General features: G+C 71.4%; 22 protein-coding genes and 2 pseudogenes. 12 read left to right on the forward strand and 12 right to left on the reverse strand.

What is annotated here, in order from left to right; translation table 11 throughout:
- Window positions 1–51 precede the first annotated feature (51 nt).
- From ACFY1T_RS08130 to ACFY1T_RS08140, 3 genes are read left to right on the forward strand one after another with little or no spacing between them, the layout of a single operon-like run.
- Complete coding sequence (locus ACFY1T_RS08130) at window positions 52–1,194, forward strand: NADH-quinone oxidoreductase subunit D (protein ID WP_030867950.1); 1,143 nt, start codon at window positions 52–54, stop codon at window positions 1,192–1,194.
- Between the two features lie 54 nt (window positions 1,195–1,248).
- Window positions 1,249–2,097: an arylamine N-acetyltransferase gene (locus tag ACFY1T_RS08135; protein WP_390787475.1), complete on the forward strand. Its 849-nt coding sequence runs from the start codon at window positions 1,249–1,251 to the stop codon at window positions 2,095–2,097.
- 28 nt (window positions 2,098–2,125) lie between these two features.
- On the forward strand, window positions 2,126–2,341 hold the full coding sequence (locus tag ACFY1T_RS08140) for a hypothetical protein (RefSeq protein WP_030867954.1): 216 nt from the start codon (window positions 2,126–2,128) through the stop codon (window positions 2,339–2,341).
- 64 nt (window positions 2,342–2,405) lie between these two features.
- Here the strand turns inward: ACFY1T_RS08140 and ACFY1T_RS08145 are convergent, their stop codons facing one another.
- The 4 genes and pseudogenes from ACFY1T_RS08145 to ACFY1T_RS08160 form a co-directional block, all read right to left on the reverse strand.
- Window positions 2,406–3,488 (reverse strand): hypothetical protein, encoded by a 1,083-nt coding sequence (locus tag ACFY1T_RS08145; protein WP_390787476.1) that lies wholly within the window; start codon window positions 3,486–3,488, stop codon window positions 2,406–2,408.
- Window positions 3,489–3,589: 101 nt separating this feature from the next.
- Entirely contained in the window at window positions 3,590–4,582 is a 993-nt protein-coding gene (locus ACFY1T_RS08150; RefSeq protein WP_390787892.1) for an ABC transporter substrate-binding protein, read from the reverse strand.
- 63 nt (window positions 4,583–4,645) lie between these two features.
- Window positions 4,646–5,315 (reverse strand): annotated as a pseudogene (locus ACFY1T_RS08155) (ABC transporter permease); the annotation flags it as partial.
- A gap of 4 nt (window positions 5,316–5,319) precedes the next feature.
- Window positions 5,320–6,060 carry an ABC transporter permease gene (locus ACFY1T_RS08160; RefSeq protein WP_390787477.1) on the reverse strand — a complete coding sequence of 247 codons (741 nt, stop codon included), beginning with the start codon at window positions 6,058–6,060 and terminating at the stop codon, window positions 5,320–5,322.
- 153 nt (window positions 6,061–6,213) lie between these two features.
- On the opposite strand from ACFY1T_RS08160, the gene ACFY1T_RS08165 reads away from it, so the two are divergent.
- Window positions 6,214–7,188 (forward strand): ABC transporter ATP-binding protein, encoded by a 975-nt coding sequence (locus ACFY1T_RS08165; protein WP_030867966.1) that lies wholly within the window; start codon window positions 6,214–6,216, stop codon window positions 7,186–7,188.
- Window positions 7,189–7,242: 54 nt separating this feature from the next.
- On the opposite strand, the gene ACFY1T_RS08170 is transcribed toward ACFY1T_RS08165, so the two are convergent.
- Window positions 7,243–8,352: an esterase family protein gene (locus ACFY1T_RS08170; protein WP_030867968.1), complete on the reverse strand. Its 1,110-nt coding sequence runs from the start codon at window positions 8,350–8,352 to the stop codon at window positions 7,243–7,245.
- Window positions 8,353–8,504: 152 nt separating this feature from the next.
- On the opposite strand from ACFY1T_RS08170, the gene ACFY1T_RS08175 reads away from it, so the two are divergent.
- The 6 genes from ACFY1T_RS08175 (at window position 8,505) to ACFY1T_RS08200 (ending at window position 13,531) form a co-directional block, all read left to right on the forward strand.
- The gene (locus ACFY1T_RS08175; RefSeq protein ID WP_390787478.1) at window positions 8,505–10,364 is read left to right on the forward strand and encodes a phosphatidylglycerol lysyltransferase domain-containing protein; all 1,860 of its coding nucleotides are present in this window, start codon (window positions 8,505–8,507) and stop codon (window positions 10,362–10,364) included.
- A 176-nt stretch (window positions 10,365–10,540) separates the two neighbouring features.
- Complete coding sequence (gene folP / locus ACFY1T_RS08180) at window positions 10,541–11,413, forward strand: dihydropteroate synthase (protein WP_390787479.1); 873 nt, start codon at window positions 10,541–10,543, stop codon at window positions 11,411–11,413.
- A gap of 22 nt (window positions 11,414–11,435) precedes the next feature.
- Window positions 11,436–11,879 (forward strand): nuclear transport factor 2 family protein, encoded by a 444-nt coding sequence (locus tag ACFY1T_RS08185; protein ID WP_030867975.1) that lies wholly within the window; start codon window positions 11,436–11,438, stop codon window positions 11,877–11,879.
- A gap of 130 nt (window positions 11,880–12,009) precedes the next feature.
- On the forward strand, window positions 12,010–12,369 hold the full coding sequence (gene folB, locus ACFY1T_RS08190; RefSeq protein ID WP_030158540.1) for a dihydroneopterin aldolase: 360 nt from the start codon (window positions 12,010–12,012) through the stop codon (window positions 12,367–12,369).
- Window positions 12,366–12,974 carry a 2-amino-4-hydroxy-6-hydroxymethyldihydropteridine diphosphokinase gene (folK, locus tag ACFY1T_RS08195; protein ID WP_390787480.1) on the forward strand — a complete coding sequence of 203 codons (609 nt, stop codon included), beginning with the start codon at window positions 12,366–12,368 and terminating at the stop codon, window positions 12,972–12,974. Before folB ends, folK begins: the two co-directional genes overlap by 4 nt.
- A gap of 68 nt (window positions 12,975–13,042) precedes the next feature.
- Window positions 13,043–13,531, forward strand: a complete 489-nt coding sequence (locus tag ACFY1T_RS08200) for a DUF3180 domain-containing protein (RefSeq protein ID WP_229337453.1) — start codon at window positions 13,043–13,045, stop codon at window positions 13,529–13,531.
- Window positions 13,532–13,610: 79 nt separating this feature from the next.
- On the opposite strand, the gene folE is transcribed toward ACFY1T_RS08200, so the two are convergent.
- The 6 genes from folE to dacB form a co-directional block, all read right to left on the reverse strand.
- Complete coding sequence (folE, locus tag ACFY1T_RS08205) at window positions 13,611–14,219, reverse strand: GTP cyclohydrolase I FolE (protein WP_390787481.1); 609 nt, start codon at window positions 14,217–14,219, stop codon at window positions 13,611–13,613.
- A gap of 112 nt (window positions 14,220–14,331) precedes the next feature.
- A complete protein-coding gene (gene ftsH / locus ACFY1T_RS08210; protein ID WP_030867985.1) occupies window positions 14,332–16,353 on the reverse strand; it encodes an ATP-dependent zinc metalloprotease FtsH in 2,022 nt (673 codons plus the stop codon).
- Window positions 16,354–16,560: 207 nt separating this feature from the next.
- On the reverse strand, window positions 16,561–17,121 hold the full coding sequence (hpt, locus tag ACFY1T_RS08215; protein ID WP_030158549.1) for a hypoxanthine phosphoribosyltransferase: 561 nt from the start codon (window positions 17,119–17,121) through the stop codon (window positions 16,561–16,563).
- Between the two features lie 65 nt (window positions 17,122–17,186).
- On the reverse strand, window positions 17,187–18,230 hold the full coding sequence (gene tilS, locus ACFY1T_RS08220) for a tRNA lysidine(34) synthetase TilS (protein WP_390787482.1): 1,044 nt from the start codon (window positions 18,228–18,230) through the stop codon (window positions 17,187–17,189).
- A gap of 291 nt (window positions 18,231–18,521) precedes the next feature.
- The gene (locus tag ACFY1T_RS08225; protein WP_390787483.1) at window positions 18,522–19,649 is read right to left on the reverse strand and encodes a zinc-dependent metalloprotease; all 1,128 of its coding nucleotides are present in this window, start codon (window positions 19,647–19,649) and stop codon (window positions 18,522–18,524) included.
- A gap of 58 nt (window positions 19,650–19,707) precedes the next feature.
- Window positions 19,708–21,186, reverse strand: coding sequence for a D-alanyl-D-alanine carboxypeptidase/D-alanyl-D-alanine-endopeptidase (gene dacB / locus ACFY1T_RS08230; protein ID WP_390787484.1), 1,479 nt, complete (start codon window positions 21,184–21,186; stop codon window positions 19,708–19,710).
- A 134-nt stretch (window positions 21,187–21,320) separates the two neighbouring features.
- Here dacB and ACFY1T_RS08235 point away from each other — a divergent pair, with 134 nt between their 5' ends.
- Together ACFY1T_RS08235 and ACFY1T_RS08240 are read left to right on the forward strand one after the other, a co-directional pair.
- The gene (locus ACFY1T_RS08235) at window positions 21,321–21,815 is read left to right on the forward strand and encodes an inorganic diphosphatase (RefSeq protein ID WP_007264878.1); all 495 of its coding nucleotides are present in this window, start codon (window positions 21,321–21,323) and stop codon (window positions 21,813–21,815) included.
- Window positions 21,816–21,952: 137 nt separating this feature from the next.
- Window positions 21,953–23,608: a threonine/serine exporter ThrE family protein gene (locus ACFY1T_RS08240; RefSeq protein WP_390787485.1), complete on the forward strand. Its 1,656-nt coding sequence runs from the start codon at window positions 21,953–21,955 to the stop codon at window positions 23,606–23,608.
- A 140-nt stretch (window positions 23,609–23,748) separates the two neighbouring features.
- Here the strand turns inward: ACFY1T_RS08240 and ACFY1T_RS08245 are convergent.
- A pseudogene (locus ACFY1T_RS08245) lies at window positions 23,749–24,414 on the reverse strand (DedA family protein); the annotation flags it as partial.
- Between the last annotated feature and the right edge of the window lie 4 nt (window positions 24,415–24,418).

Raw genomic sequence — 24,418 nt, forward strand, 5'->3', positions numbered from 1 at the left:
TTCAGACTAGGGGGGCGGCACGTCGGCCCCTGCGGCTGCGAGAATGCCGCCATGACGGAGACCACGGTCGGCATCGGCGGAGCGGCGGAGAGCACCGACATGGTGCTCAACATCGGACCGCAGCACCCTTCCACGCACGGCGTGCTGCGGCTGCGCCTCGTCCTGGACGGCGAGCGGATCGTCAGCGCCGAGCCGGTCGTCGGCTACATGCACCGCGGCGCCGAGAAGCTCTTCGAGGCGCGCGACTACCGGCAGATCGTGATGCTCGCGAACCGGCACGACTGGCTGTCCGCGTTCTCCAACGAGCTCGGCGTGGTCATGGCCGTCGAGCGGATGCTCGGCATGGAGGTCCCCGAGCGGGCCGTGTGGATGCGGACCCTGCTCGCCGAGCTGAACCGGGTGCTGAACCACCTGATGTTCCTCGGCTCGTACCCGCTCGAACTGGGCGGCATCACCCCGATCTTCCACGCGTTCCGCGAGCGCGAGGAGCTTCAGGCCGTCATGGAGGAGATCTCCGGCGGCCGCATGCACTACATGTTCAACCGGGTCGGCGGCCTCAAGGAGGACCTGCCGGCGGGCTGGCTCGGCCGGGCGCGCGCCGCGATCGCCGACGTCCGCACCCGCATGGACGTCTACGACAAGCTCGTCCACGGCAACGAGATCTTCCGCGGCCGCACGCGCGGGGTGGGCGTGCTGTCCGCCGAGGCGGTGCACGCGTACGGGGTCTCCGGCCCGATCGCCCGCGCCTCCGGCGTCGACTTCGACCTGCGCCGCGACGAGCCGTACCTGGCGTACGGGGAGCTCCAGGACGTCCTGAAGGTGATCACCCGCACCGAGGGCGACTGCCTGGCCCGCTTCGAATGCCTGCTGGACCAGACGCACAACGCGCTCGACCTGGCCGTGGCCTGCCTGGACCGGATGGCAGAGCTGCCGCCCGGGCCGATCAACCAGCGCCTCCCGAAGGTGCTGAAGGCGCCCGAGGGGGCCACGTACGCCTGGACCGAGAACCCCCTCGGCATCAACGGCTACTACCTGGTCTCCAAGGGCGAGAAGACCCCGTACCGGCTGAAGCTGCGCTCCGCCTCCTACAACAACATCCAGGCGCTGGCGGTGCTGCTCCCGGGACAGCTCGTCGCGGACATGGTGGCGATCCTGGGCTCGCTGTTCTTCGTCGTGGGAGACATCGACAAGTGATAAGACGCGGGAACTCCCGCGACTGCGCGGGCGTTTCCTGCTTAGGGTGCGGCCATGACCCCTGGCCTGTTCGACGGCTACCTGCGGCGGCTCGGCTTCGCGCGGCCGCCCCGGCCCACCGCCGAGGCGCTGTTCGCCCTCCAGCGCGCCCACGTCGAGCGCATCCCGTACGAGAACCTCGACATCCAGCTCGGCCGGCCGCCCGGCATCGACCCCGAGCTGTCCGCACGCCGCATCGCGGCCGGGCGCGGCGGGTACTGCTTCCACCTCAACGGCGCCTTCGCACTGCTCCTGGAACACCTCGGCTTCGCGGTGACCCGGCACCTGGCGGGCGTCCTCGTCGCGGCGGAGCGTGAGCGCCGCGACGTCAACGGCGACCACCTCGCGCTGACGGTCCGGGTCGGCGGCGAGGAGTACTTCGTCGACGCCGGGCTCGGCGACGGCCCCCACGAGCCGCTGCCGCTGCGCGCCGGAACGCACCGGCAGGGGAGGTTCACGTACGAGCTGGGCCCGCTGGGCGGGGACCTGCCGGGCTGGAGGTACGTCTACGAGGCGGGACCCTGCCCGGTGGTCAACATCCTCTCGGCGCCGGCGGCGATCCCGGCCGACTTCGAGGCCACGCACGTCCGGCTGTCGACGGCCCCCGACTCCGGTTTCGTACGGACCCTCGCGCTGCTGCGGCGCGACGCCCACGGCACCGACGCGCTGCGCGGCCGGGTGCTGAGCCGGACCGAACCGGCGAAGGGGACGACCGAGCGGGTCCTGGACACGCCGGGCGAGTTCTGGGCGGTGGTGGGCGGCCTCTTCGAGCGCAAGCTCGACGACCTGACCCCGGCGGACCGGACGGCGCTGTGGGGCCGGGTCTGCGCGGCCCACGAGACATGGCTGGCCGCCCGGCGCTGATGTCGGTACGGGGGTGCAGACTTGGGGCATGTCCCACTCCCCCCGACGGGCCTGCCCCGCCTGCGGACGCGACTGCGCCGTGACCGCCGGCCGGATCGCCCGCCACGACCCGCCCGCAGGCCGCGGCCGGGCGGACCTGATCTCCTGCCCCGGCTCCCGGGCCCGCGTGGTGCTCGGCGCCTCGGCCCCGACCCTGGACGGCTTCGCCCTCGCGCCGCTGCCGGGCCAGCTCCCGCTGTTCTGAGGCTGGGACCCGGGGGGTGTCTTGTCGGTCGGGCCGAGAGCCCGGCCCGACCGGCCGGACGTCCCTAGGAAATCGCGGTGCGCAGGCGGACCACGTCGATCGGCTCCGTCTCGTCGTGGGCCGTCAGGTCGATGACCTGGCCCACCGCGCGCTGTTCGGGGGTGGGCTGCTTGAAGCCCTGGTCCTTGACCGGCTGCTCGGAGGCGGTACGTTCCGCCTGGGCCGACTCCGCCTGGTGCACCGCGAGGGCCTCCGCGCCGACCACGTCGGCCAGGTCCTCGTTCTGGACCGATTCGATGACCGCCCGGGCCTGGGCCGCGGTCTTGGTGCCGAAGAAGTCGAAGCCGCCCTCGACCCGCGACGCCGAGCGGCGCGCGGCCGAGTAGGGGGCGACCGCGGCCGAGGGCCGGCGTGCGGGGACGGAGCCGGGGCGGGCGTGCCCGGCCTCCAGCGCCATCGGCTCGGCGGCCTTGGCCTGCAGCACCTTCGGCGGGGCCGGCTGCGCCTGCGCCGTGCCCTCGGCCGCGCTCTCGGCCTTGCCCTCGTTCTTCGCCGCCGCCTCCGCCTTGCGGACGAGGGCCGCCATGGCGGCATTGGCCCGGGCGTAGCCGACGCTGGTGGGCGCACCGCTCGACGTGCGCTCCTCGGTCACCGGCGGGAGCTCCTTCGGCGCCGAGGACTCCGGGGCGGCCGAGGCCTCGATGGCGAGCAGCCGGCGGCCCTCCAGGGCGCTGGCCCGCTCGGTCTCGGCGGTGGCGTAGCGCCGCAGCAGCGCCGCGTGCTCGCCGCGCAGCCCCGCGAGTTCGACCCGCTTGGCCCGCAGCTTCGCGTCCAGCTTGGCGCGCAGCGCCCTGGCCTCTTCGAGGTCGGACTCGAGCTCGGCTATCCGCTCCTCGGTCTTCCACTCGTCCTTGACCCGCTCGCGGGCGAGTTCGGCCACGCGGCGCCCGGCCGCACGGTCCCAGGCACGCATGAGGACCGCGCCGGACACACCCGCCGCCCCCGCGAGGGCCACGAGCAGGCGCAGGGGCAGGGGATCCGCGAGCAGCCAGGCCACGGCCGCACTGGCGACGGAGACTCCGGCCACGGTCGTCGGCGTGAGCAGCCGGTGCAGGGGTTCGGGATTGCGGTGGCGTCCACGGGGCATGGCCTGAAATTTACAGGGCGTGGGGGGCGCGTGGGGTAACTGCCCGGCAATCTGTGGCCGGGCAGTTACCCGTCATTTCTCCACCAAACCCGTAACTACTCCTACTTCGTGAGGCCCTTCGCCTTCAGATAGGCCTTCGCGGCATCCGCCGGCTTCTCGCGCTGAGCGTCCACCTGCTTGTTCAACTCGACGAGGTCGGCGGTCGTGAGGACCTTGGTCAGCTTGTCGAGCGCGGCCGCGATCTCCGGGGATCCCGCGTCCTTGGCGTTGACCACCGGCAGGACGTTGTCGGCGTTCTGGAGCTTCTTGTCGTCCTCCAGCAGGACGAGGCCGAAGGTGTCGAGCGTGGCGTCCGTGGTCGTGGTGAGCGCCAGCTGGTCCACGCCGTCCTTGACCGCCTGCTTGGCCTGCGGGGTGCCGACGCCCTTCGGGTCGATACCGGAAACGTCGATTCCGTACACCTTCTTCAACCCCGGTGCGCAGAAGGGCCGTACGGCGCATTCGTCGCCCGCCGCGATCTTCACCTTCAGCCCCGACTTGCCAAGATCGGAAAGCGTCTTCAGGTTGTTCTTCTGGGCGAATTCCTTCGACACCGCGAAAGCGTTCTGGTCCACCGCCGGGCCGGCCGGCAGCGCCTTGAGTCCGAGCGGGGCCGCGAGCTTCTCCAGCCCCGCGACCGTCGCCGCCACGTCGCTCGACGCGACCGGCTTCTCCTCCGGCGCCTTCGGGCCGTTCACCTTGGCGTTGAGGAACTCCGCGAGGGTGGCCGCGTACTCCGGGACGACGTCGATCTCGCCCTTCTCCAGCGAGGGCTCGTACAGCTCGCGGTTGCTCACCGTGGTGATCGACGGGCTGTAGCCCGCGTCCTTGAGCACCTGCGCGTACAGCTCCGCCAGCACGTTGGACTCCGTGAACCCGGCCGCGCCGATCACGACCTTGCCCTTCGCGGAACCGGAGCCGGAGTCCGAGGGGGCGGAGGCGCCCGACCCGGTGTCCTTGCTCTTCTCCAGGCTGTCGCCGCCGCATGCGGTGAGGGAGGCGGTCAGGGCCGCCGCCCCCAGTACGGCGCCGAGGACGCGCGTGGACTTGCTCATCTTGTGCTCCTCCAGGGGAGTGGGAACGACCAACGAACGGGGGAGGGCCCGGGGACGGGCGGACGCGTCAGCGCGCCGCCGGACGGGGGAAGAGCCGGTCCGCGGCCACCAGGGCGCCCTCGACCAGCAGGGCCAGCGCCGCCACCAGCAGCGCCCCCGCGAAGACCTGCGGAGTGTTGTACGTGTTGAAGCCGGCGGTGATGATCCGGCCGAGGCCGCCCTGCCCGACCATGGCCGCGATCGTGGCCGTGGCGATCACCTGGACGGCGCCCGAGCGCAGCCCGGTCATCACCAGCTCGCGCGCGAGCGGCAGTTCCACCCGCCAGAACAGCTGGCCGCCGGACATTCCCATGCCCCGGGCGGCCTCCACCACCGAGCGGTCCACCTCGCGCATGCCGACGTACGCGTTGGTCAGCAGGGGCGGCAGGGCGAAGAGCACGAGCGCGACGATGGTGGGCAGATAGCCCGCGCTGCGCAGCGGCGAGACCATGAACAGGGCCAGCACCGCGAAGACGGGGACGGCCCGTCCGACGTTGGAGATGTTGACGGCGAGCGCGCCGCCCTTGCCGATGTGGCCGAGCCACAGCCCGATCGGGAGGGCCACGGCGCAGGCGACGGCGAGGGAGATCCCGCTGACGTAGACGTGCTCCCCGAGCCGGTGCCACACCCCGTTCTCCCCGGACCAGTTGGCTCCGTTCGCCAGCCAGTCCCAGGCTCCTGCGAGCACGCCCATCTCCTCAGGCCCCCTTCGCGGTCGTCGGGGCCGGCGCCGCGGGCTCCGGCTTCCTCCGCCGGGCCGCCCGCGGCGCGCGCGTCGCCCGGGTCCACGGCGTGAGCAGCCGCTGTACGCCGAGCAGCAGCAGGTCCGCCACCAGGGCGAGCAGGACGCACAGGACGGAGGCCGTGAGCACCTGGGCCTTGAAGGAGCTGTTGACCGCGGGGGCGATCAGGTTGCCGAGGCCGCCCTTGCCGACGATGGAGCCGACGGTGGTCAGGGCCACCGTGGACACCGTGGCGATCCTCACCCCGGCGAGCAGCGCGGGCAGCGCCAGCGGCAGTTCGACCTGCCACAGCAGCCGGCCCGGCCCGTACCCCATCCCGCGCGCGGCCTCCCTTACCTCCTCGGGAACGGCTTCCAGGCCTGCCATCGCGTTGCGGACCAGGATGGTCAGCGAGTAGAGGACCAGCCCGGTCACCACGAGTGAGGCCGACAGCCCGAACAGCGGCAGCAGCAGGGAGAACATGGCGAGCGAGGGAACCGTGTAGAGCAGGGTGGTCAGGCCCAGCACGGGCGCGGCCCAGCGCCGGCCGCGGCGGGCCAGCAGGGCCAGCGGGAGGGACACGACGAGGCCGACAAGCACCGAAACGCCCGTGATCCAGACGTGTTGGACGGTGGCGTCGGTCAGCTCCTGGGAGCGGGACGTGACGTAGTCCCAGCAGATCCAGTCGTTCGCCACCAGGCAGTTCTGCCCGGCCATGCCCTCACCCCCTGCCGCCGTCACGTACACCCGTCCGAACGGGCACGGTCAAGAGCGACCATAACCCCCGGGGCGGACAATGGCCGGAAACCTTCGCACCGGGGTCATACTCCCGTCACAAACAACCCGCGGCGTGTGGGGGAGGATGGGCAGGTGATCCGATTCGAGCATGTGACCAAGCGCTACCCCGACGGGACCACGGCCGTCGAGGACCTGTCCTTCGAGGTGGCGGAGGGTGAGCTGGTCACGCTCGTGGGCCCGTCAGGCTGCGGCAAGACGACCACGATGAAGATGGTCAACCGGCTCATCGAGCCGACCTCGGGCCGGATCCTGCTCGGCGGCGAGGACATCGCGAGCGCCGATCCCGTGGAACTGCGCCGGCACATCGGGTACGTCATCCAGCAGGTCGGGCTGTTCCCGCACAAGACGGTGCTGGAGAACACCGCGACCGTCCCGCAGCTGATCGGCACCCCCAAGGCCAAGGCCCGCGCCCGCGCGGCCGAGCTCCTCGAACTGGTGGGGCTGGACCCGGCCGTGTACGGGGGCCGGTACCCGGAGCAGCTCTCCGGCGGGCAGCGCCAGCGCGTCGGCGTGGCGCGGGCGCTGGCGGCCGATCCGCCGGTGCTGCTGATGGACGAACCGTTCGGGGCGGTGGACCCGGTCGTCCGCGAGCGGCTCCAGAACGAGTTCCTGGAGCTCCAGCGGACCGTGCGCAAGACGATCCTGCTGGTCACGCACGACCTGGAGGAGGCGATCCGGCTCGGCGACCGCATCGCCGTCTACGGCACGGGCACCATCGAGCAGTTCGCGCGCCCGGCAGCGGTGCTGGCCGCGCCTGCCACCGAGTACGTGGCCTCCTTCGTCGGCGCGGACCGCGGGCTGAAGCGGCTCGCGGTCACCCCGGTGGAGCGGGCCGATCTGACGGAGGCGGGGGCGGGGGCGGACGGGAAAGCCCCCACCGCCGAAGTGGCGCTGGGGGCGAGTCTGCGCGAGGCGCTCGCGCTGCTGCTGCAGGAGGACTCCGGCCGGATCGGGGTCACGGACCCGGACTCCGGCGAGCTGGCCGGCGTACTGACCCCGGAGGGGGTCCACCGGGCGCTGCGCCGGGCCCGGCTGCAAGAGGCGTAGGGGCTCCGGGCCGCCCGGGCCCGGGCGGCCCGGCCTCGGGTCTCGGGCCGGGCGTCAGGCCTGGATGCGGTTGCTCATCCACACCAGCATCGGCGGGATCTCGCGGCGCCAGGTGTTGAAGTTGTGGCCGCCGCTGTCGAGGATGATCGAGGAGACCCGGTCCGGGCCCTTGACCAGCTTGATGAACTTCTTGGTGTCGTCGAGGTTGGGCTCGCCCGTCTCGCTGCTCGTGACCAGGAAGGACGTACCGCTCGGCTTCTTGTGCTCGATGCTGTGCAGGACGTCGGCGCGCTTCTTCAGCTTGTCGTCGCCCTGGAACAGGTTGCCGGTCGTCGCGTCGTTCGCCGCGTCGTAGTACGCGGACAGACCCGCGGCGGCGCCGAAGGTCTGCGGGTAGTGCGCGGCGATCTTCAGGGCGCAGTAGCCGCCCGTCGAGTTCCCGATGAAGCCCATGTTCTGCGGCTTGTCGCCGACCCGGAACGTGTTCTGGATGGCCTGCGGCAGGTCCTCGGCGAAGAAGGTCTCCGTCTGCGGCCCGCCCGGTATGTCCACGCACTCGGTGTCGCGCGGCGGCGCGATGGTCGGGCGCAGCATCACCAGGATCATCGGCTTCATCTTGCCCGCCTTGGCCTGCTTGAAGGCCGTCATCGGGTAGTTCAGCCCTTTGATCAGGTTCTCGGCGGTACCCGGGTACCCCGTCAGCACGATGGAGGCCGGAAAGTTCTGCTCCTTGTGCGCCGGCTGGAAGTACTCCGGCGGCAGCCACACGTACCCGGGGCTCGTTATTTTCGACTTCTGCCCGGTTATGGCAACCTTCAGGATCTGTCCGCCGACCTGGGGCTGGGCCCCGCCCGGCACGTCGAGCTTCTGCTTGTCGACGACCTTGATGTCCTTGCTGCTCATGGAGTGGTCCACGACCTTGCCGACAGACGTCTGCTGGCCGAACAGGTCCGCCCACGAGCCGTAGAAGGAGAAGGACTTGTTCGCCGCCAGGCCCACGGCCGAGAACAGCGCCAGCTGGGTCGCGAGCAGGAGGCCGACCCGGCCGAGCAGCGCACGCCAGGTGCGGCCCGAGAGCCGGGGCCAGAACCACACCGTGGCTGCGAACAGCAGCACACCGGCGATGATGGCCAGCGCCAGAACCGTATTACTGGTGAGACCCATGAGCAGTCAGTCGACTTTCTGATGGCAGGACTAGTTTTTCTCGGCGGAAGAGTGAACCCGCTCGACCCCGATGTCGTCCTAGTGGACGCACCACACTCCGGAGGCTGTAGCGGCCTTCGGCCACATGATCTCTCGCGGAGCAACGGGAAGCGATGTCTAGCAGGATAGATGGCGATAAGTCGGGACAGGTTCCGAAGCAGGTCCGCCGAATCTTCCGCGGCCCACGACCGGAGTCGGTGCCCGGGCTGGTAGGTACGGCCGTCATGATCGTCGGCCTTCTGGACATCGCGGCGGGAGTGTTCCCGCGGTTCCGGCACAGCCGGATCCACGCGGTCACCGAGGTCCTGCCCGGTTCTCTGGGCCCCTTCGCAGCCGCCCTCGCCATCAGCGCGGGCGTCCTGCTCCTCCTGCTCGCCCACGGCCTCAAGCGCCGCAAGCGCCGGGCCTGGCGGGCCGCCGTCGTCCTGCTCCCGGCCGGGGCCGCGGCGCAGTTCATGTACCGGCACTCCGTCATCAGCGTCGTCCTCGCGGCGGTGCTCCTGGCTCTCATCGTGCGCCACCAGGGTGAATTCAAGGCGCTGCCGGACCCGCGCAGCCGCTGGAAGGCGCTCGCCAACTTCGTGCTGATGAGCGCCGGCTCCATCGGCCTGGGCCTGGTCATCGTCAACTCCCACCCCGGCCGCGTCGTCGGCCATCCGGGTATCTACGAGCAGATCAGCCACGTCGTGTACGGGCTCTTCGGCATGGAGGGACCGGTCGACTACTCCGGCCGCGTCTCCTGGACCGTGGGCTACTCCCTCGGCGCCCTCGGCATGCTGACCGCGCTCACCACCATCTACCTGGCCTTCCGCCCCGAGCACCCGGCCGCCCGGCTCACCGCCGACGACGAGACCAAGCTGCGCGAGCTGCTCGCCAAGCACGGCGGCCGCGACTCGCTGGGCCACTTCGCGCTCCGCCGCGACAAGGCCGTCGTCTTCTCCCCCAGCGGCAAGGCCGCCGTCACCTACCGCGTCGTCTCCGGCGTGATGCTCGCCTCCGGCGACCCCATCGGCGACGTCGAGGCCTGGCCCGGCGCCATCGAGCGGTTCATGGAGGAGGCCAAGGCCCACTCCTGGACCCCGGCCGTCGTGGGCTGCAGCGAGACCGGCGGCGAGGTCTGGACCCGCGAGACCGGGCTGGACGCCCTCGAGCTCGGCGACGAGGCGATCGTCGACGTCAAAGACTTCTCGCTCACCGGCCGCCCCATGCGCAACGTCCGCCAGATGGTGAAGCGCATCGAGCGCAACGGCTACACCACCAAGGTCCGCCGCGTCAGCGAGCTGACCGAGGAGGAGCTGGAGCAGGTCCGCGGCGCGGCCGTCGCCTGGCGCGGCACCGACACCGAGCGCGGCTTCTCCATGGCCCTGGGCCGCGTCGGCGACGAGGGCGACGGCGACTGCTTCATCGCCACCGCCCACCGGGTCGAGGAGGGCGACACCAGCCCGTTCGGCGACCTCAAGGCCATCCAGCACTTCGTGCCGTGGGGCAAGGACGGCATGTCGCTGGAGATGATGCGCCGCGACCGCGCCGCCGACCCGGGCATGAACGAGCTGCTGATCGTCGCCTCCCTGCAGCAGGCCCCCGAGCTGGGCATCGAGAAGGTCTCCCTGAACTTCGCGATGTTCCGCGCGGCCCTGGCCCGCGGCGAGAAGATCGGCGCCGGCCCGGTCCTGCGCATGTGGCGCAGCCTGCTGGTCTTCCTGTCCCGCTGGTTCCAGATCGAGTCGCTGTACAAGTTCAACGAGAAGTTCCGCCCCCGCTGGGAGCCGCGCTTCATGGTCTACCGCAACAGCCGCGACCTGCCCCGCATCGGCTTCGCCGTGATGCAGGCCGAGGGCTTCGTCACGCTGGCCCTGCCCCGGCTGTTCGCCAGCCGCCGCCGTCCCAAGCCGGTCCGCACCTGCGCCCACACGCACCTGACCGCCCCGGTGCCGGCCCAGGCCAAGGCCGAGCGCGAGGTCCAGGTCGCGTAGAGCCCGCCCGGGGGCCCGCCCCCAGGCAAGAAGCCCGGTCCGCCGCATCCCCGGCGGACCGGGCTTCGGCGTATGCGCCCGGCGCGGCGGCGGGCGGCCGGGGCGCCCGGCCCGGCGGCGGGCGGCCAAGGCGGCCGCATACGGCCCGGCCAGGGCGGCGGCCCTACCCTGGAGCCATGAACATCAAGCGCGGGGCCACCGGCAGGGGCCGGGTCGCAGGCCTGCCGGAATGGGACCGCTGCGGGGTCATGGGCGTCGTCAACGTCACCCCCGACTCCTTCTCCGACGGCGGGCGCTGGTTCGACACCACCGCCGCCGTCAAGCGCGGCCTCGACCTCGTCGCCCAGGGCGCCGATCTCGTCGACGTCGGCGGGGAGTCCACCCGCCCCGGCGCCTCCCGCGTCGACGAGGAGGAGGAGCTGCGCCGCGTGGTCCCCGTGGTGCGCGGCCTGGCCTCCGAGGGGATCGCCGTCTCCGTGGACACCATGCGCGCCTCCGTCGCCGCCCAGGCCGTCGCGGCCGGCGCGATGCTGGTCAACGACGTGAGCGGCGGCCTCGCCGACCCCGGCATGATCCCGGCCGTCGCCGCCGCCGAGGTGCCGTTCGTGGTGATGCACTGGCGCGGCTTCAGCGACGGCATGAACAAGCTCGCCGTCTACGAGGACGTCGTCGCCGAGGTCACCGCCGAGCTCCGGGTCCGCATCGACGCCGTCGTGGCCGGCGGGATCGCCCCCGAGCGGCTCCTCGTCGACCCCGGCCTCGGCTTCGCGAAGATGGCCGAGCACGACCTGGCCCTGGTCGCCCACCTCCCCGAACTGCGCGCCCTCGGCTTCCCGCTGCTGGTCGCCGCCTCGCGCAAACGATTCCTCGGCCGGATCCTGGCCGGCGCGGCCGACGCCGCCCCGCCGCCCGCCCGCGAGCGCGACGCGGCCACCGCGGCCGTCTCCGCCATCGCGGCCCACCAGGGGGCCTGGGCCGTACGGGTCCACGAGGTACGGGCGACCGCCGACGCGGTTCGGGTGGCCCGTGCCGTGGAAGGAGCGCTGTGACCATCGAACGAGAAGGAGCACGGTGAGCAGAACCGACATCGAAGCGGTCGACGAGGTCAACACGGCCTTCTACGAGGCCATGGAGCGGGGGGACTTCGACGCACTGTCGGCGCTCTGGCTCGAGGACGAGATCTCCTGCGTGCATCCGGGCTGGCCGGTGCTCTCCGGCCGCGGCGAGGTGCTGCGCTCGTACGCGCTGATCATGTCCCACACCGACTACATCCAGTTCTTCCTCACCGACACGAAGGTCGCCGTCATAGGTGACACAGCGCTGGTGACCTGTACGGAGAACATCCTCAGCGGCGGGCCCGCCGAGGACGGCGGAGAGCTCGGCCCGCTCGTCGGCCAGCTGGTCGTCGCCACGAATGTGTTCCGACGCACATCGCAGGGTTGGCGGCTCTGGTCCCACCACGGTTCTCCGGTGCTGACGGACTCCGAGGAGGACGAGGAGGAAGACTCCGCCTGACCCCAACGGCGGGGGCCGAAGTCTTTCGCAGGTAAATTCGAAGACGGACGACGCCGACCGCACTCGGCGTAGGCCCATGGATCCGGGGAGTCCCGGACCGGAAGCACCTACGAAAGCAGGAGTGATTCGCGTGGATCGTGTCGCGCTGCGCGGCCTCAAGGCTCGCGGGCACCACGGCGTCTTCCCCCGGGAACGCGAGGAAGGCCAGACCTTCATCGTCGACCTCGTGCTGCACATCGACACCCGCCCCGCGGCGGCCGACGACGACCTGGCGAAGACCGTGCACTACGGGGTGGTCGCCGAAGAGGTCGTCGATGTGGTCCAGGGAGAGCCCGTCGACCTGATCGAGACCCTCGCCGAGCGGATCGCCCAGCAGTGCCTCAAGCACGAAGCGGTGGCACAGGTGGAGGTCGTCGTCCACAAACCGGACGCCCCCATCACCGTCCCCTTCGACGACGTGACCATCACGATCACCCGGAGCCGCGTGTGAACAACGGACTGAACGCCCCGAGCGACCCCACCGTCCAGCCGGTGCCCGCATCCGTCGTGGAGACGGTGGACGCCGCCGACACCACCCTCTCCAACCCCAAGTGGGCCGTCATCGCGCTCGGCGCGAACCTCGGCAACCGCCTGGAGACCCTCCAGGGCGCCATCGACGCCCTCGGGGACACCCCCGGCCTGCGGGTCAAGGCGGTCTCCCCCGTCTACGAGACCGAGCCGTGGGGCGTCGAGCCCGGCTCGCAGCCCTCGTACCTCAACGCGGTCGTCGCGCTGAAGACGACCCTGCCGCCGTCCTCCCTGCTGGAGCGCGGACACGCCATCGAAGAGGCCTTCGACCGCGTCCGCGAGGAGCGCTGGGGTCCGCGCACGATCGACGTCGACATCGTGTCGTACGCCGACGTGGTCTCGGACGACCCGGTCCTCACCCTCCCGCACCCGCGGGCCCACCAGCGGGCCTTCGTCCTGGCCCCGTGGAACGACGTCGACCCCGAGGCGCAGATCCCGGGCCGCGGCCCCGTCGCCGCGCTGCTGGCCGGAATCGGCCTGGCGGGCGTCACGCCGCGCCCGGACCTGGAACTCCGCCTGCCCGAGTAGTCGTTAACCTGTGGCTGGAGCCGAGGAACGCCGATGAGTCGGCGGCGCGGAAAGCGGGGAACGGGTACGTGAAGCAACTGAGGCCGGCGGTCCTGGCGGGGATCTTCGCCGTCGCCGGGGTGCTGTCCTGGGCGGGCGCCCGGCTGTGGAACGCGTACGGGACCCTGCCCGGCGTCCCGCTCGCCGCACCCATCGTGCTGGGAGCCATCGCGGTCGTCCTGCTGGCCACGGCCCTCTCGCTTCGCGCCCGCCTCAAGGCGCAGCGCGAGCGGCGGCCGGGCGCCAAGGGCGTGGAGCCGCTGATGGCGGCCCGCGCGGTCGTCTTCGGACAGGCCAGCGCGCTCGTGGCGGCCCTCGTGGCGGGCATGTACGGCGGCGTGGGCGTCTTCCTGCTGATGGACTCCCTCGACGTCCCCGCCCGCCGCGACCAGACCTGGTACGCCGGCTTCGCGGTCCTGGCGGGCGCGGCCGTCATCGCCGCCGCCCTCTTCCTGGAGCACGTCCTCAAGCTCCCCGAGGACGACGACACGGCCCCCCAGGCCCCCTCTCGCGCCTGACGGGCCCCACCCGGCCGCTGCGGGGCCGGTGGGGCGCCGCGCGCTCGCCCCGCGCCCTGGGGCGCCCCGGCCCCTGCGCTCAGCGCGCCATGATCAGGCTCATGGCCTCGTTGCGGGTCGCGGGGTCGCGGAGCTGGCCGCGGACCGCCGAGGTGATCGTCTTGGCGCCGGGCTTGCGGACCCCGCGCATGGTCATGCACATGTGCTCGCACTCGACGACGACGATGACCCCGCGCGGCTCCAGGATCTCCATCAGCGAGTCCGCTATCTGCGTGGTCAGCCGCTCCTGTACCTGAGGACGGCGGGCGAACACGTCCACGAGGCGGGCCAGCTTCGACAGCCCGGTGATCTTGCCGTCGACGGACGGGATGTAGCCGACGTGCGCCACGCCGTGGAAGGGCACCAGATGGTGCTCACAGTTGCTCATGACCTCGATGTCCTTCACCAGGACCATCTCGTCGTGCCCCAGGTCGAAGGTGGTCGTCAGGACCTCTTCGGGCTTCTGGTAGAGGCCGGCGAATATCTCCTTGTACGCACGGGCCACGCGGGCCGGGGTCTCGAGGAGGCCTTCGCGGTCCGGGTCCTCGCCGACCGCGATCAGGAGTTCGCGGACCGCAGCCTGGGCGCGCTTCTCGTCGAACTCGCCGATCGTGCCCTCGTCACCGGTCAGGGTCACTGGGTCGGTCATTTCTTCCTCGTTCCTGTGTGCACTGGCGCCTCACGGGCACGCAAAAGTGCCGCGCCCCCCAGGCTAGAACCTGGGGGGCGCGGCATCCATTCCGGGACGGTCCGGCCGAGGGCTACTCGGCGCGGTCCTCCGGCGCGGGGTCCTTCTCCACGGACACGGCCGGCGTGGCCGCCGAGGTGCCGTTCGCCGAGTTCGTCAGCTGGAGCTCCTTGGGAGAGAGCACCGGCGGACGGGTCGACGGGGTGCGGTGCGAGGATCCGGTCCACGCCGGGCGGGCCGGGCGCTTCACGATCGTCGAGAAGACCTCGGCGATCTCCTCCTTGCCCAGCGTCTCCTTCTCGAGGAGCGCGAGGACCAGGTTGTCGAGGACGTCGCGGTTCTCGACCAGGATCTCCCAGGCCTCGTTGTGCGCCGTCTCGATGAGCTTCTTGACCTCTTCGTCGACGAGCGCCGCGACCTCTTCCGAGTAGTCCCGCGGGTGCGACATCTCGCGGCCCAGGAACGGCTCGGTGTTGTCCCCGCCGAACTTGATCGCGCCGAGGCGCTCGGTCATGCCGTACTGGGTCACCATCGCGCGGGCCGTCGCCGTGGCCTTCTCGATGTCGTTCGCCGCGCCGGTCGTCGGGTCGTGGAAGACCAGCTCCTCGGCCGCGCGCCCGCCCAGCATGTACGCCAGCTGGTCGAGCATCTCGTTGCGCGTGGTCGAGTACTTGTCCTCGTCGGGCAGGACCATGGTGTAACCCAGGGCCCGGCCGCGGGACAGGATCGTGATCTTGTGGACCGGGTCGGAGTTCGGGGAGGCCGCCGCGACCAGGGCGTGGCCGCCCTCGTGGTACGCGGTGATCTTCTTTTCCCGGTCCGACATGATCCGGGTCCGCTTCTGCGGGCCCGCCACGACGCGGTCGATCGCCTCGTCCAGCATGTGGTTGTCGATCAGCTTGCGGTCCGAGCGGGCGGTGAGGAGCGCCGCCTCGTTCAGGACGTTGGACAGATCGGCACCGGTGAAGCCGGGGGTGCGGCGGGCGACGGCCGAGAGGTCGACGTCCGGAGCGACCGGCTTGCCCTTCTGGTGGACCTTGAGGATCTCCAGACGGCCCTGCATGTCCGGACGGTCGACCGCGATCTGCCGGTCGAAACGGCCCGGGCGCAGCAGCGCCGGGTCGAGGATGTCCGGACGGTTCGTGGCGGCGATCAGGATGACGCCGCCCTTCACGTCGAAGCCGTCCATCTCGACGAGCAGCTGGTTCAGGGTCTGCTCGCGCTCGTCGTGGCCGCCGCCGAGACCCGCACCGCGGTGCCGGCCGACGGCGTCGATCTCGTCGACGAAGACGATCGCCGGGGCGTTGGCCTTGGCCTGTTCGAACAGGTCGCGGACACGCGAAGCGCCGACACCGACGAACATCTCGACGAAGTCGGAACCGGAGATCGAGTAGAACGGGACGCCGGCCTCACCCGCGACGGCGCGGGCCAGCAGGGTCTTGCCGGTACCGGGCGGGCCGTACAGCAGCACGCCCTTGGGGATCTTGGCACCGACGGCCTGGAACTTGGCCGGCTCCTGCAGGAACTCCTTGATCTCGTGGAGTTCCTCGACGGCCTCGTCCGAGCCCGCGACGTCGGCGAACGTCGTCTTCGGGGTGTCCTTGGTGATGAGCTTGGCCTTGGACTTCCCGAAGTTCATCACCCGGGAGCCGCCGCCCTGCATCTGATTCATCAGGAACAGGAAGACGACGACGATGAGGACGAAGGGCAGCAGGGAGAGCAGCACGCTGAGGAACGGGCTGGTCTTGTCCGGAGAGACGGTGTATCCGTCCGGGATCTGACCGGCTTCGAACTTGGTCTGGAGGTTCTGGGCGAGCTGGACGCCCTGGTCTCCGATGTAGTTGGCCTGGAACTTGGTGCCGTCGTTGTCGCCGAGCTTCTGGTCCTTCTTCAGCTCGATCTTGATCATCTGGCTGTCACCGGTGGTGAGCTTGGCGCTCTCCACCTGGCCACTGTTGATCGCCTTGATGACCTCGCTGGTCTCCACCGACTTGTAGCCGCCGCCGGAGCCGACGACGTTCATCAACACGACCACGGCGAGGACGGCCAGCACGATCCACATGACCGGCCCACGGAAGTATCGCTTCACGTCCATCCATACGGGGCGCCAGGCGCCCCGTCCCTCCTGCCCGTAGGTAAATGCTGCTGTGAGTAAAGACTGTTCTTCGGAATGTACCCCTGTATTGTCACCCGCGGCCTCGTGGGACGGCTGACAGAACTGCTTTCCCCTGCTCCAACGGCAGGAATCGTTCCAGGGTTCCCCTGAGCGGGCCCCGACCGGGGCCCGCTCCCGTCGGGGGCGTCAGCCGCCGTAGACGTGCGGGGCGAGGGTGCCGACGAACGGCAGGTTGCGGTACTTCTCCGCGTAGTCGAGGCCGTAGCCGACGACGAACTCGTTCGGGATGTCGAAGCCGACCCACTTCACGTCGATCGCGACCTTCGCGGCGTCGGGCTTGCGCAGCAGCGTGACGACCTCGAGCGAGGCCGGCTGGCGGGAGCCCAGGTTCGACAGCAGCCAGGACAGGGTCAGGCCCGAGTCGATGATGTCCTCGACGATCAGGACGTGCTTGTCCTTGATGTCGGTGTCCAGGTCCTTGAGGATCCGGACCACACCGGAGGACTGGGTCCCGGCGCCGTACGAGGACACCGCCATCCAGTCCATGGTGAGCGGGGTGGACAAGGCACGCGCCAGGTCCGCCATCACCATCACCGCGCCCTTGAGGACGCCGACGATGAGCAGGTCCTTGCCCGCGTACTCCGCGTCGATCTTCGCGGCCAGCTCGGCCAGCTTCGCGTCGATCTCTTCCTTGGTGATGAGCACCGACTGGAGGTCGCTGCCCATGTCCTTCTCGTCCACCCGCATCACTTTCGTTTGCGGCCGCGGCTCCGGGGGTGCCCCCGGAGGACTCAGCCGTGTTTCAGCACCAATCAGCCCTGCCGGATGACAAGTCTGCCACCCTGCCGCTGGGCCTCGACCCGGCCGGGCAGGTTGATGGCACCCTGGCCCCGCCATCCGGTGATGAGCCGGTCCACTTCCTCGATGTGACGGGCGAAGAGGGAACCCGCCGGGGAACCGGCCGCGACCACGGCCCTGCGCAGCACACGGCGGCGGACGGCCGGGGGCAGGGCGTACAGCTTGGCGCACTCCAGCCGGCCGTCCTCGTCCCGTACGCCGTTCTCGGCCTCGGCGGCCCAGGAGTCGAGAGCGTCGGCGTCGTCGCGGGACAGCTGGGCGGTGCGGGCCAGCGCCTCGACCACTCCCTTGCCCAGCGCCTTCTCGAGGGCGGGCAGTCCCTCGTGGCGGAGCCGGGAGCGGGTGTAGGCGGGGTCGATGTTGTGCGGGTCGTCCCAGACCGGCAGGGACTGGACCATGCAGGCCTTGCGGGCGGTCTGCCGGTCGATCTGGAGGAAGGGGCGGCGGTAGCGGTGGCTGCGGCCCGGTCCGCCCGACACCTCGGCCATGCCGGACAGCGAGCGGATCCCGGAGCCGCGGGCGAGGCCCAGCAGGACGGTTTCGGCTTGATCGTCCCGAGTGTGGCCGAGCAGTACGGCGGCGGCGCCCAGGCGGTCGGCGGCCTCGTCCAGGGCGGCGTAGCGGGCGTCCCGGGCGGCGGCCTCGGGTCCGCCGTCGCGGCCGACGCGCACGGCGACGGACTCCACCGGGTCGAGGCGGAGCGCGGTCATGCGGGTGACGACCTCGGCGGCGCGCAGGTCGGAGCCGGCCTGGAGGCCGTGGTCGACGGTGATGCCGCCGGCCCGGATGCCCAGCTTGGGCGCCTCGAAGGCCAGGGCGGAGGCGAGGGCCATCGAGTCGGCGCCGCCGGAGCAGGCGACGAGCACGAGTGGCGGGGTGCCGCCGGCCACGGCGGGCCCGTGGTGGTCGGCGGGACGGTCGGTGAGGTCGGTGAGGACGTCGTGGAGTACGCGGCGGACCGCCAGGCGTATCGCCGCGACCGCAGGATGGGGACCCATGTCCGGTGCCCTTCGGTGGAGTTCGGATGCCTCGAAGGCTGGGGGTGTGGTGCTGGAACGGCTGCTGTTCGGTGCTGTTCGACGCTGCCCGGTGCCCCGGCTCCCGTGAGGAGCCCCCCGCGGGGAGCCCCCGCGGGATGAGGGTTGTCACTCAGAGTGCGTCGATGGTGACAGAGCCGAGCCGTTCCCTGAGCATCGCACGCCCTTCCACGCCCCACGGTCCCTCGGACGGGTGACGCTTCTTCCCCCAGTGGGACATGTTTACGCCCCCTGAGTCACTCCCCTTCGCTCCTATTCGCCCTTGCGGTGCACCCGCGCGACCCAGTCCGCGGGCTTGGCGATCTCCGCCTTCGTCGGCAGTGTGTTCGGGGAGGTCCAGACCCGGTTGAAGCCGTCCATGCCGACCTGTCCGACGACGGCCCGTACGAACCGCTCGCCGTCGCGGTACTGGCGCAGCTTGGCGTCGAGCCCCAGCAGCTTGCGCAGCGCGGCGTCGAGGCGTCCCGCCCCACTGGCCCTGCGCTGCTGGAACTTCTCCCGGATCTCGGCGACCGAGGGCACCACGGAGGGGCCGACGCCGTCCATGACGTAGTCGGCGTGGCCCTCCAGCAGGGACATGACGGCGGTCAGGCGGCCGAGCACCTCGCGCTGCTCGGGGGTCTGGACGAGCTCGACCAGGGAGCGGCCCTCGTCGCCCTGCTCGGAGTCGGGGCGGGCGCCGGCGAAGGACTGGGCGGCCTCGCGCAGCCGCTCCAGGACGGTCGCCGGGTCGACCTCGGTGGCGCCCAGGAACGTCTGGATCTCGCCCTCCAGGTGGTCGCGCAGCCAGGGGACGGCCGAGAACTGCGTACGGTGCGTCTCCTCGTGCAGGCAGACCCACAGCCGGAAGTCGTGCGGGCGCACGTCCAGCTCGCGCTCGACGTGGACGATGTTCGGGGCGACGAGCAGCAGCCGGCCGCCGCCCGCGGCCGAGCCCGGCAGGTCGCGCCCGGCCGGGGCGAAGGTCTCGTACTGTCCGAGCACGCGGGAGGCCAGGAAGCTGAGCAGCATGCCCAGCTCGACGCCGGTGACCTTGCCGCCGACCGCGCCGAGGACGGCGCCGGCCGGGGCGCCGGCGCGGCGGTCCTGCATCTTGCCGAGCAGCGGGGCGAGGAGCTCGCGGAAGCCGGCCACGTTGGCCCGGACCCAGCCGGCCCGGTCGACGACGAGGACGGGGGTGTCGGGGACGACGGCCCCTTCGGGGATCATCCGGGTGAACTCGCGGACGTGTCGTTCGGAGGTCTTCGCGTGCCCGCGCAGCTCCGCCACCACGGCGCGGGCCTCGTCGCGGCTGACCTCGGGACCGGGCCGGACCAGCCGGGTCGCGGTCGCCACCGCGAGATTCCAGTCGACCATCTCGGCACCACCGATGCTCGTCATGCGTCAACGGTACGTGGACCGGCGCCGCGGCGGATCCCCCCGGAGGCGCCGGGAGGTGCTACGAAGCGCGGGCCACGGCCGCGGCGAGCTTGTCGAGGCCCTTCTCCGCGGCCCCGGAGTCGGGTGTGTTCGCGGTCAGGAACGCGAAGGCGAGCAGTCGCCCGGAGGAGTCGACGACGGTCCCGGCGAGGGAGTTCACGCCGGTCAGGGTGCCCGTCTTGGCCCGGACCAGGCCGGCCGCCGGTGAGGTGCCGGTGTTGCGGCTGCGCAGGGTGCCGGTGAAGCCGGCGACGGGCAGTCCGGTGAGCACGGGCCGCAGCTCCGGCCGTTGGGGGTCGGCGGCCTTGGCGAGGAGTGCGGCGAGCAGCCCGGTGCTGATCTTGTCGGCGCGGTTGAGGCCGCTGCCGTCGGCGAAGCGGGAGCCGGACGTGTCGACGCCGAGGGCGGTGAGCCGGCCGGTGACGGCCTTCTCGGCGCCCTCGAAGCTGGCGGGCTGCCCGGAGGCGAGGGCGGTCTGGCGGGCGAGGACCTCGGCGATGTCGTTGTCGCTGTTGGTCAGCATCCGCTCGACGAGCCCGGCGAGCGGGGTGGAGAGGGTGGTGGCGAGCGGCTGGACCCCGGCGGGCGCCGTGGCCCTGGCCGGGTCGGCGGTGACCTTGATGCCGCGGTCCTTCAGCAGGGCCGCGAAGGAGCGGGCCGTCTCCTTGGCGGGGTCCGCCACCCGGTCGACCGGGCCGGAGGTGGAGTCGTCGGTGCGGCCCTCGTCGGCCGCCAGCGCGGTGACCGGCGCGATGTTGGGGTTCTCGCCGATCGGGTGGCGGAGGGGGCCGGTGAAGAGGGTGTCGTCGTAGCCGAGGCGCACGGAGTCGGTGCCGGCGGCCTTGAGGGCCTGGGCGGTGTCGGCGGCGAGGGCGACGAGGCTGCCACCGGACCCGGCGGGGCTCTTCTTCCTGGCGGTGAGGGAGGGGTCGCCGCCGCCGACCAGGACGATCTCCCCGGGACCCGCCCCGGGGGCCACGGTGGTCCGGATCCGGTGCTCGGGGCCGAGCGCGGCGAGGGCCGCCGCCGCGGTGGCGATCTTGGTGGTGGAGGCGGGGGTCATGGCCTCGCGCGGTCCGGACTCGAAGAGCACCTGCCCGGTGGCGGTGTCCACCACCGAGGCCGTACGGACGCTCCCGAGCGCGGGGTCGGCCAGCAGCGGCCGCAGCACCTCGGCGAACCGCCCCGTATCGGCGGCCGCGACCCCGCTGCCGGCCGTGCGCACGGCCCCCGGGCCGATCCCCGGGAGCACCCCGGGGGCGCTGGGCGCGGCCTGCGGGAGCGGCCCGCCGGCGCGGCCGCCGCCGTGATCTGCGCCACCCGTAAGGCCCCGGGAGGCGGCCCTGTCCCGCTCGGCCTTACGCTGGCCGGAGTCCCAAGGACCGGCGGCGGCCACCGCGGCCACCGACAGGGCGAGGCCGGAGACGGCCGACACCGCGATGAGCTGCCACGTCTTGACCAATGGCACCTCGGACCAGCCCCTTTCGCGATCACACATATGCGTGAGGGACACTTAACCACTGCGTCTTGCCGCGAGCATGGCACCCCACCCTGCAGGGCCGGGGACGACCCGCGAGCAGATGAATCAATGCAGTCCCGAAGCAAATGAAGCTGATCATGGAGGAGCAGGACGTGGAGTTCGACGTCACCATCGAGATCCCCAAGGGTTCGCGGAACAAGTACGAGGTGGACCACGAGACCGGCCGGATCCGTCTGGACCGTCGCCTCTTCACCTCCACCAGCTACCCGGCGGACTACGGCTTCGTCGAGAACACCCTCGGTGAGGACGGCGACCCGCTGGACGCCCTCGTCATCCTGGACGAGCCCACCTTCCCGGGCTGCCTGATCAAGTGCCGCGCGATCGGCATGTTCAACATGACCGACGAGGCGGGCGGCGACGCCAAGCTGCTCTGCGTGCCGGCCTCGGACCCGCGCGTGGAGCACCTGCGCGACATCCACCACGTGTCGGAGTTCGACCGCCTCGAGATCCAGCACTTCTTCGAGGTCTACAAGGACCTGGAGCCGGGCAAGTCGGTCGAGGGCGCGAACTGGGTCGGCCGCGCCGAGGCCGAGGCCGAGATCGAGGCCTCCTTCAAGCGCCTCGAGGCGCAGGGCGGCCACCACTGAGTCCGCTCAGCCCCTGAATGACAAGAACGGGCGGTACCCCTTCACCGAGGGGGTACCGCCCGTTCGTCGTCTGGTTTCGCCGAGGACGAAGCGGTTCCGCATACTGATACCCGGGCTGGTCGGGGACTGGAGGACGTGTGGCGGAGGGCGAGGGATCCGGGGGCACGGAGGACCGGAAGCCGAAATCCGACGAGGCGCGCAGCGCCTTCGCTCCCCCCGCCGGAATCGAGCCCGAGCCGGTCGACGACGACCAGCCGACCTCCGAGTTCGCCGTGCCGGAAGGGGTTCCCGAGCCGGCCGCCGGGCCCGGCCCCGAGGGCTCCGCCTTCGCGCCGCCGGCCACGTACAGTGCCCAGCACTCCCCTCCCGCCTACACCCCCGGCGCGGGGTTCCCCGTCTCCCTGATGAAGGAATCCCCCTGGCAGGACCGCATGCGCACCATGCTGCGCATGCCGGTCGACGTCCGGCCCGTCCCGGAGGCCGTGCAGAAGCACACCGAGTCCGGACCCGCCGTGGGCCGCGTGCTCGACCTCACCCTGCGCATCGGCGAGCTGCTGCTCGCGGGCGGCGAGGGCGCCGAGGACGTGGAGGCCGCGATGTTCGCGGTGGCCCGCTCCTACGGGCTGGACCGCTGCGAGCCGACGGTCACCTTCACGCTCCTGTCGATCACCCACCAGCCCTCGCTCGTCGACGACCCGGTCTCGGCGAGCCGGACCGTGCGCCGCCGCGGCACCGACTACACCCGGCTGGCCGCGGTCTACCAGCTGGTGGACGACATCAGCGCGCACGAGTTCGAGCTCTCGCTGGAGGAGGCCTACCGGCGCCTCGCCGAGATCCGCCGCAACCGGCACCCGTACCCCTCCTGGGTCCTGACGGCCGCCGCCGGGCTGCTCGCCGGGGCCGCCTCCACCCTGGTCGGCGGCGGGGTGCTCGTGTTCTTCGCCGCCGCGATCGGTGCGATGCTCGGCGACCGGCTGGCCTGGCTGTGCGCCGGGCGCGGGCTGCCGGAGTTCTACCAGTTCGTCGTGGCCGCGATGCCGCCGGCCGCGATAGGCGTGGCCCTGAAACTGGGCGAGATCGACGTGCGCGCCTCCGCGGTGATCACCGGCGGGCTGTTCGCGCTGCTGCCCGGGCGGGCCCTGGTCGCGGCGGTGCAGGACGGCCTGACCGGTTTCTACATCACCGCCTCCGCCCGGCTGCTGGAGGTCATGTACCTCTTCATCGGCATCATCATGGGCGTGCTGGTCGTGCTGTACCTCGGGCTCCAGCTGGGCTCCTCGCCGAAGCCGGAGGAGGTCCTCCAGATCACCCAGCGACCGCTGATCCAGATCGCGGCATCGATGGTGCTGGTGTTCACGTTCGCGATCCTGCTCCAGCAGGAACGTTCCACCGTGTGGATCGTGACGCTGAACGGCGGGGTCGCCTGGGTGACCTTCGGGGCCCTACACTACGCGGGCGAGATCCCGCCCGTGCCCTCCACCGCCATCGCCGCCGGACTGGTCGGCCTCTTCGGCCAGCTCTTCTCCCGCTACCGGTTCGCCTCGGCCCTGCCGTACACGACGGCGGCCATCGGCCCGCTGCTGCCCGGCTCGGCGACGTACTACGGGCTGCTGCTGATCGCCGAGAACCGGCTGAACGAGGGCCTCGGCTCGCTGGTCAACGCCGCCGCCATCGCGCTGGCCATCGCGATCGGGGTCAACCTGGGGTCGGAGACCTCGCGGCTGTTCATGCGGATCCCGGGGGCCGCGAGCGCGGCCAAGCGGCGCGCGGCCAAGCGGACCCGCGGCTTCTAGGACGGTCCCGGAGCGGCCCCGGCGGCCCCCGCGGCCCCCGCACATGCGAAAGCCCCGGCCGACCTCTCGGGTCGCCGGGGCCTTCGGACGGGCCTGTACGGGGCTCAGCGCTTGGCGTGGCGGCCACCGCGCCGGCCCGGGGCCTGCGGGTCCTCCTCGGCCGCGGGCAGCCCGCCGGAGGCGGCCGCCGCCTTCTTCTCCTTGCGGGCCTTCACCACCTCGAAGATCACCGGGATGACGGAGATCAGGACGATGACGATGAAGATCGGCTCGACGTTCTTCTTGATGATCTCGAACTGGCCGAGCTGGTAGCCCAGGATCGTGACGCCCGCGCCCCACAGGATGCCGCCGATGATGTTGAACGTCAGGAAGGTGCGGTACTTCATCGCCGTCGCGCCCGCGACCATCGGCGCGAAGGTGCGGATGATCGGCACGAACCGCGCGAGCACGATGGCCTTGGGGCCGTGCTTCTCCATGAAGTCGTGTGCCGAGTCGAGGTTCTCGCGCTTGAAGAGCTTGGAGTTCGGCCGGTTGAAGATCTTCGGGCCGAAGACCTTGCCGATCATGTATCCGACCTGGTCACCGATGATGGCGGAGGCCGAGATCAGGGTGCAGACCAGCCACAGCGGCTGAGTGATCGTCCCGCTCGCGGTGAAAAGGCCCGCCGTGAACAGCAGCGAGTCCCCGGGCAGGAACGCGAAGAGGCCGGACTCGGCGAAAACGATGACCAGGATGCCGATCAGACCGAATTGCCCGATCAGATACTCCGGGGACAGCCACTCAGGGCCGAGCGCAAGCGTGTACACGAGT

The sequence above is a fragment of the Streptomyces sp. NPDC001194 genome (assembly GCF_042896985.1).
Classification (GTDB): domain Bacteria; phylum Actinomycetota; class Actinomycetes; order Streptomycetales; family Streptomycetaceae; genus Streptomyces.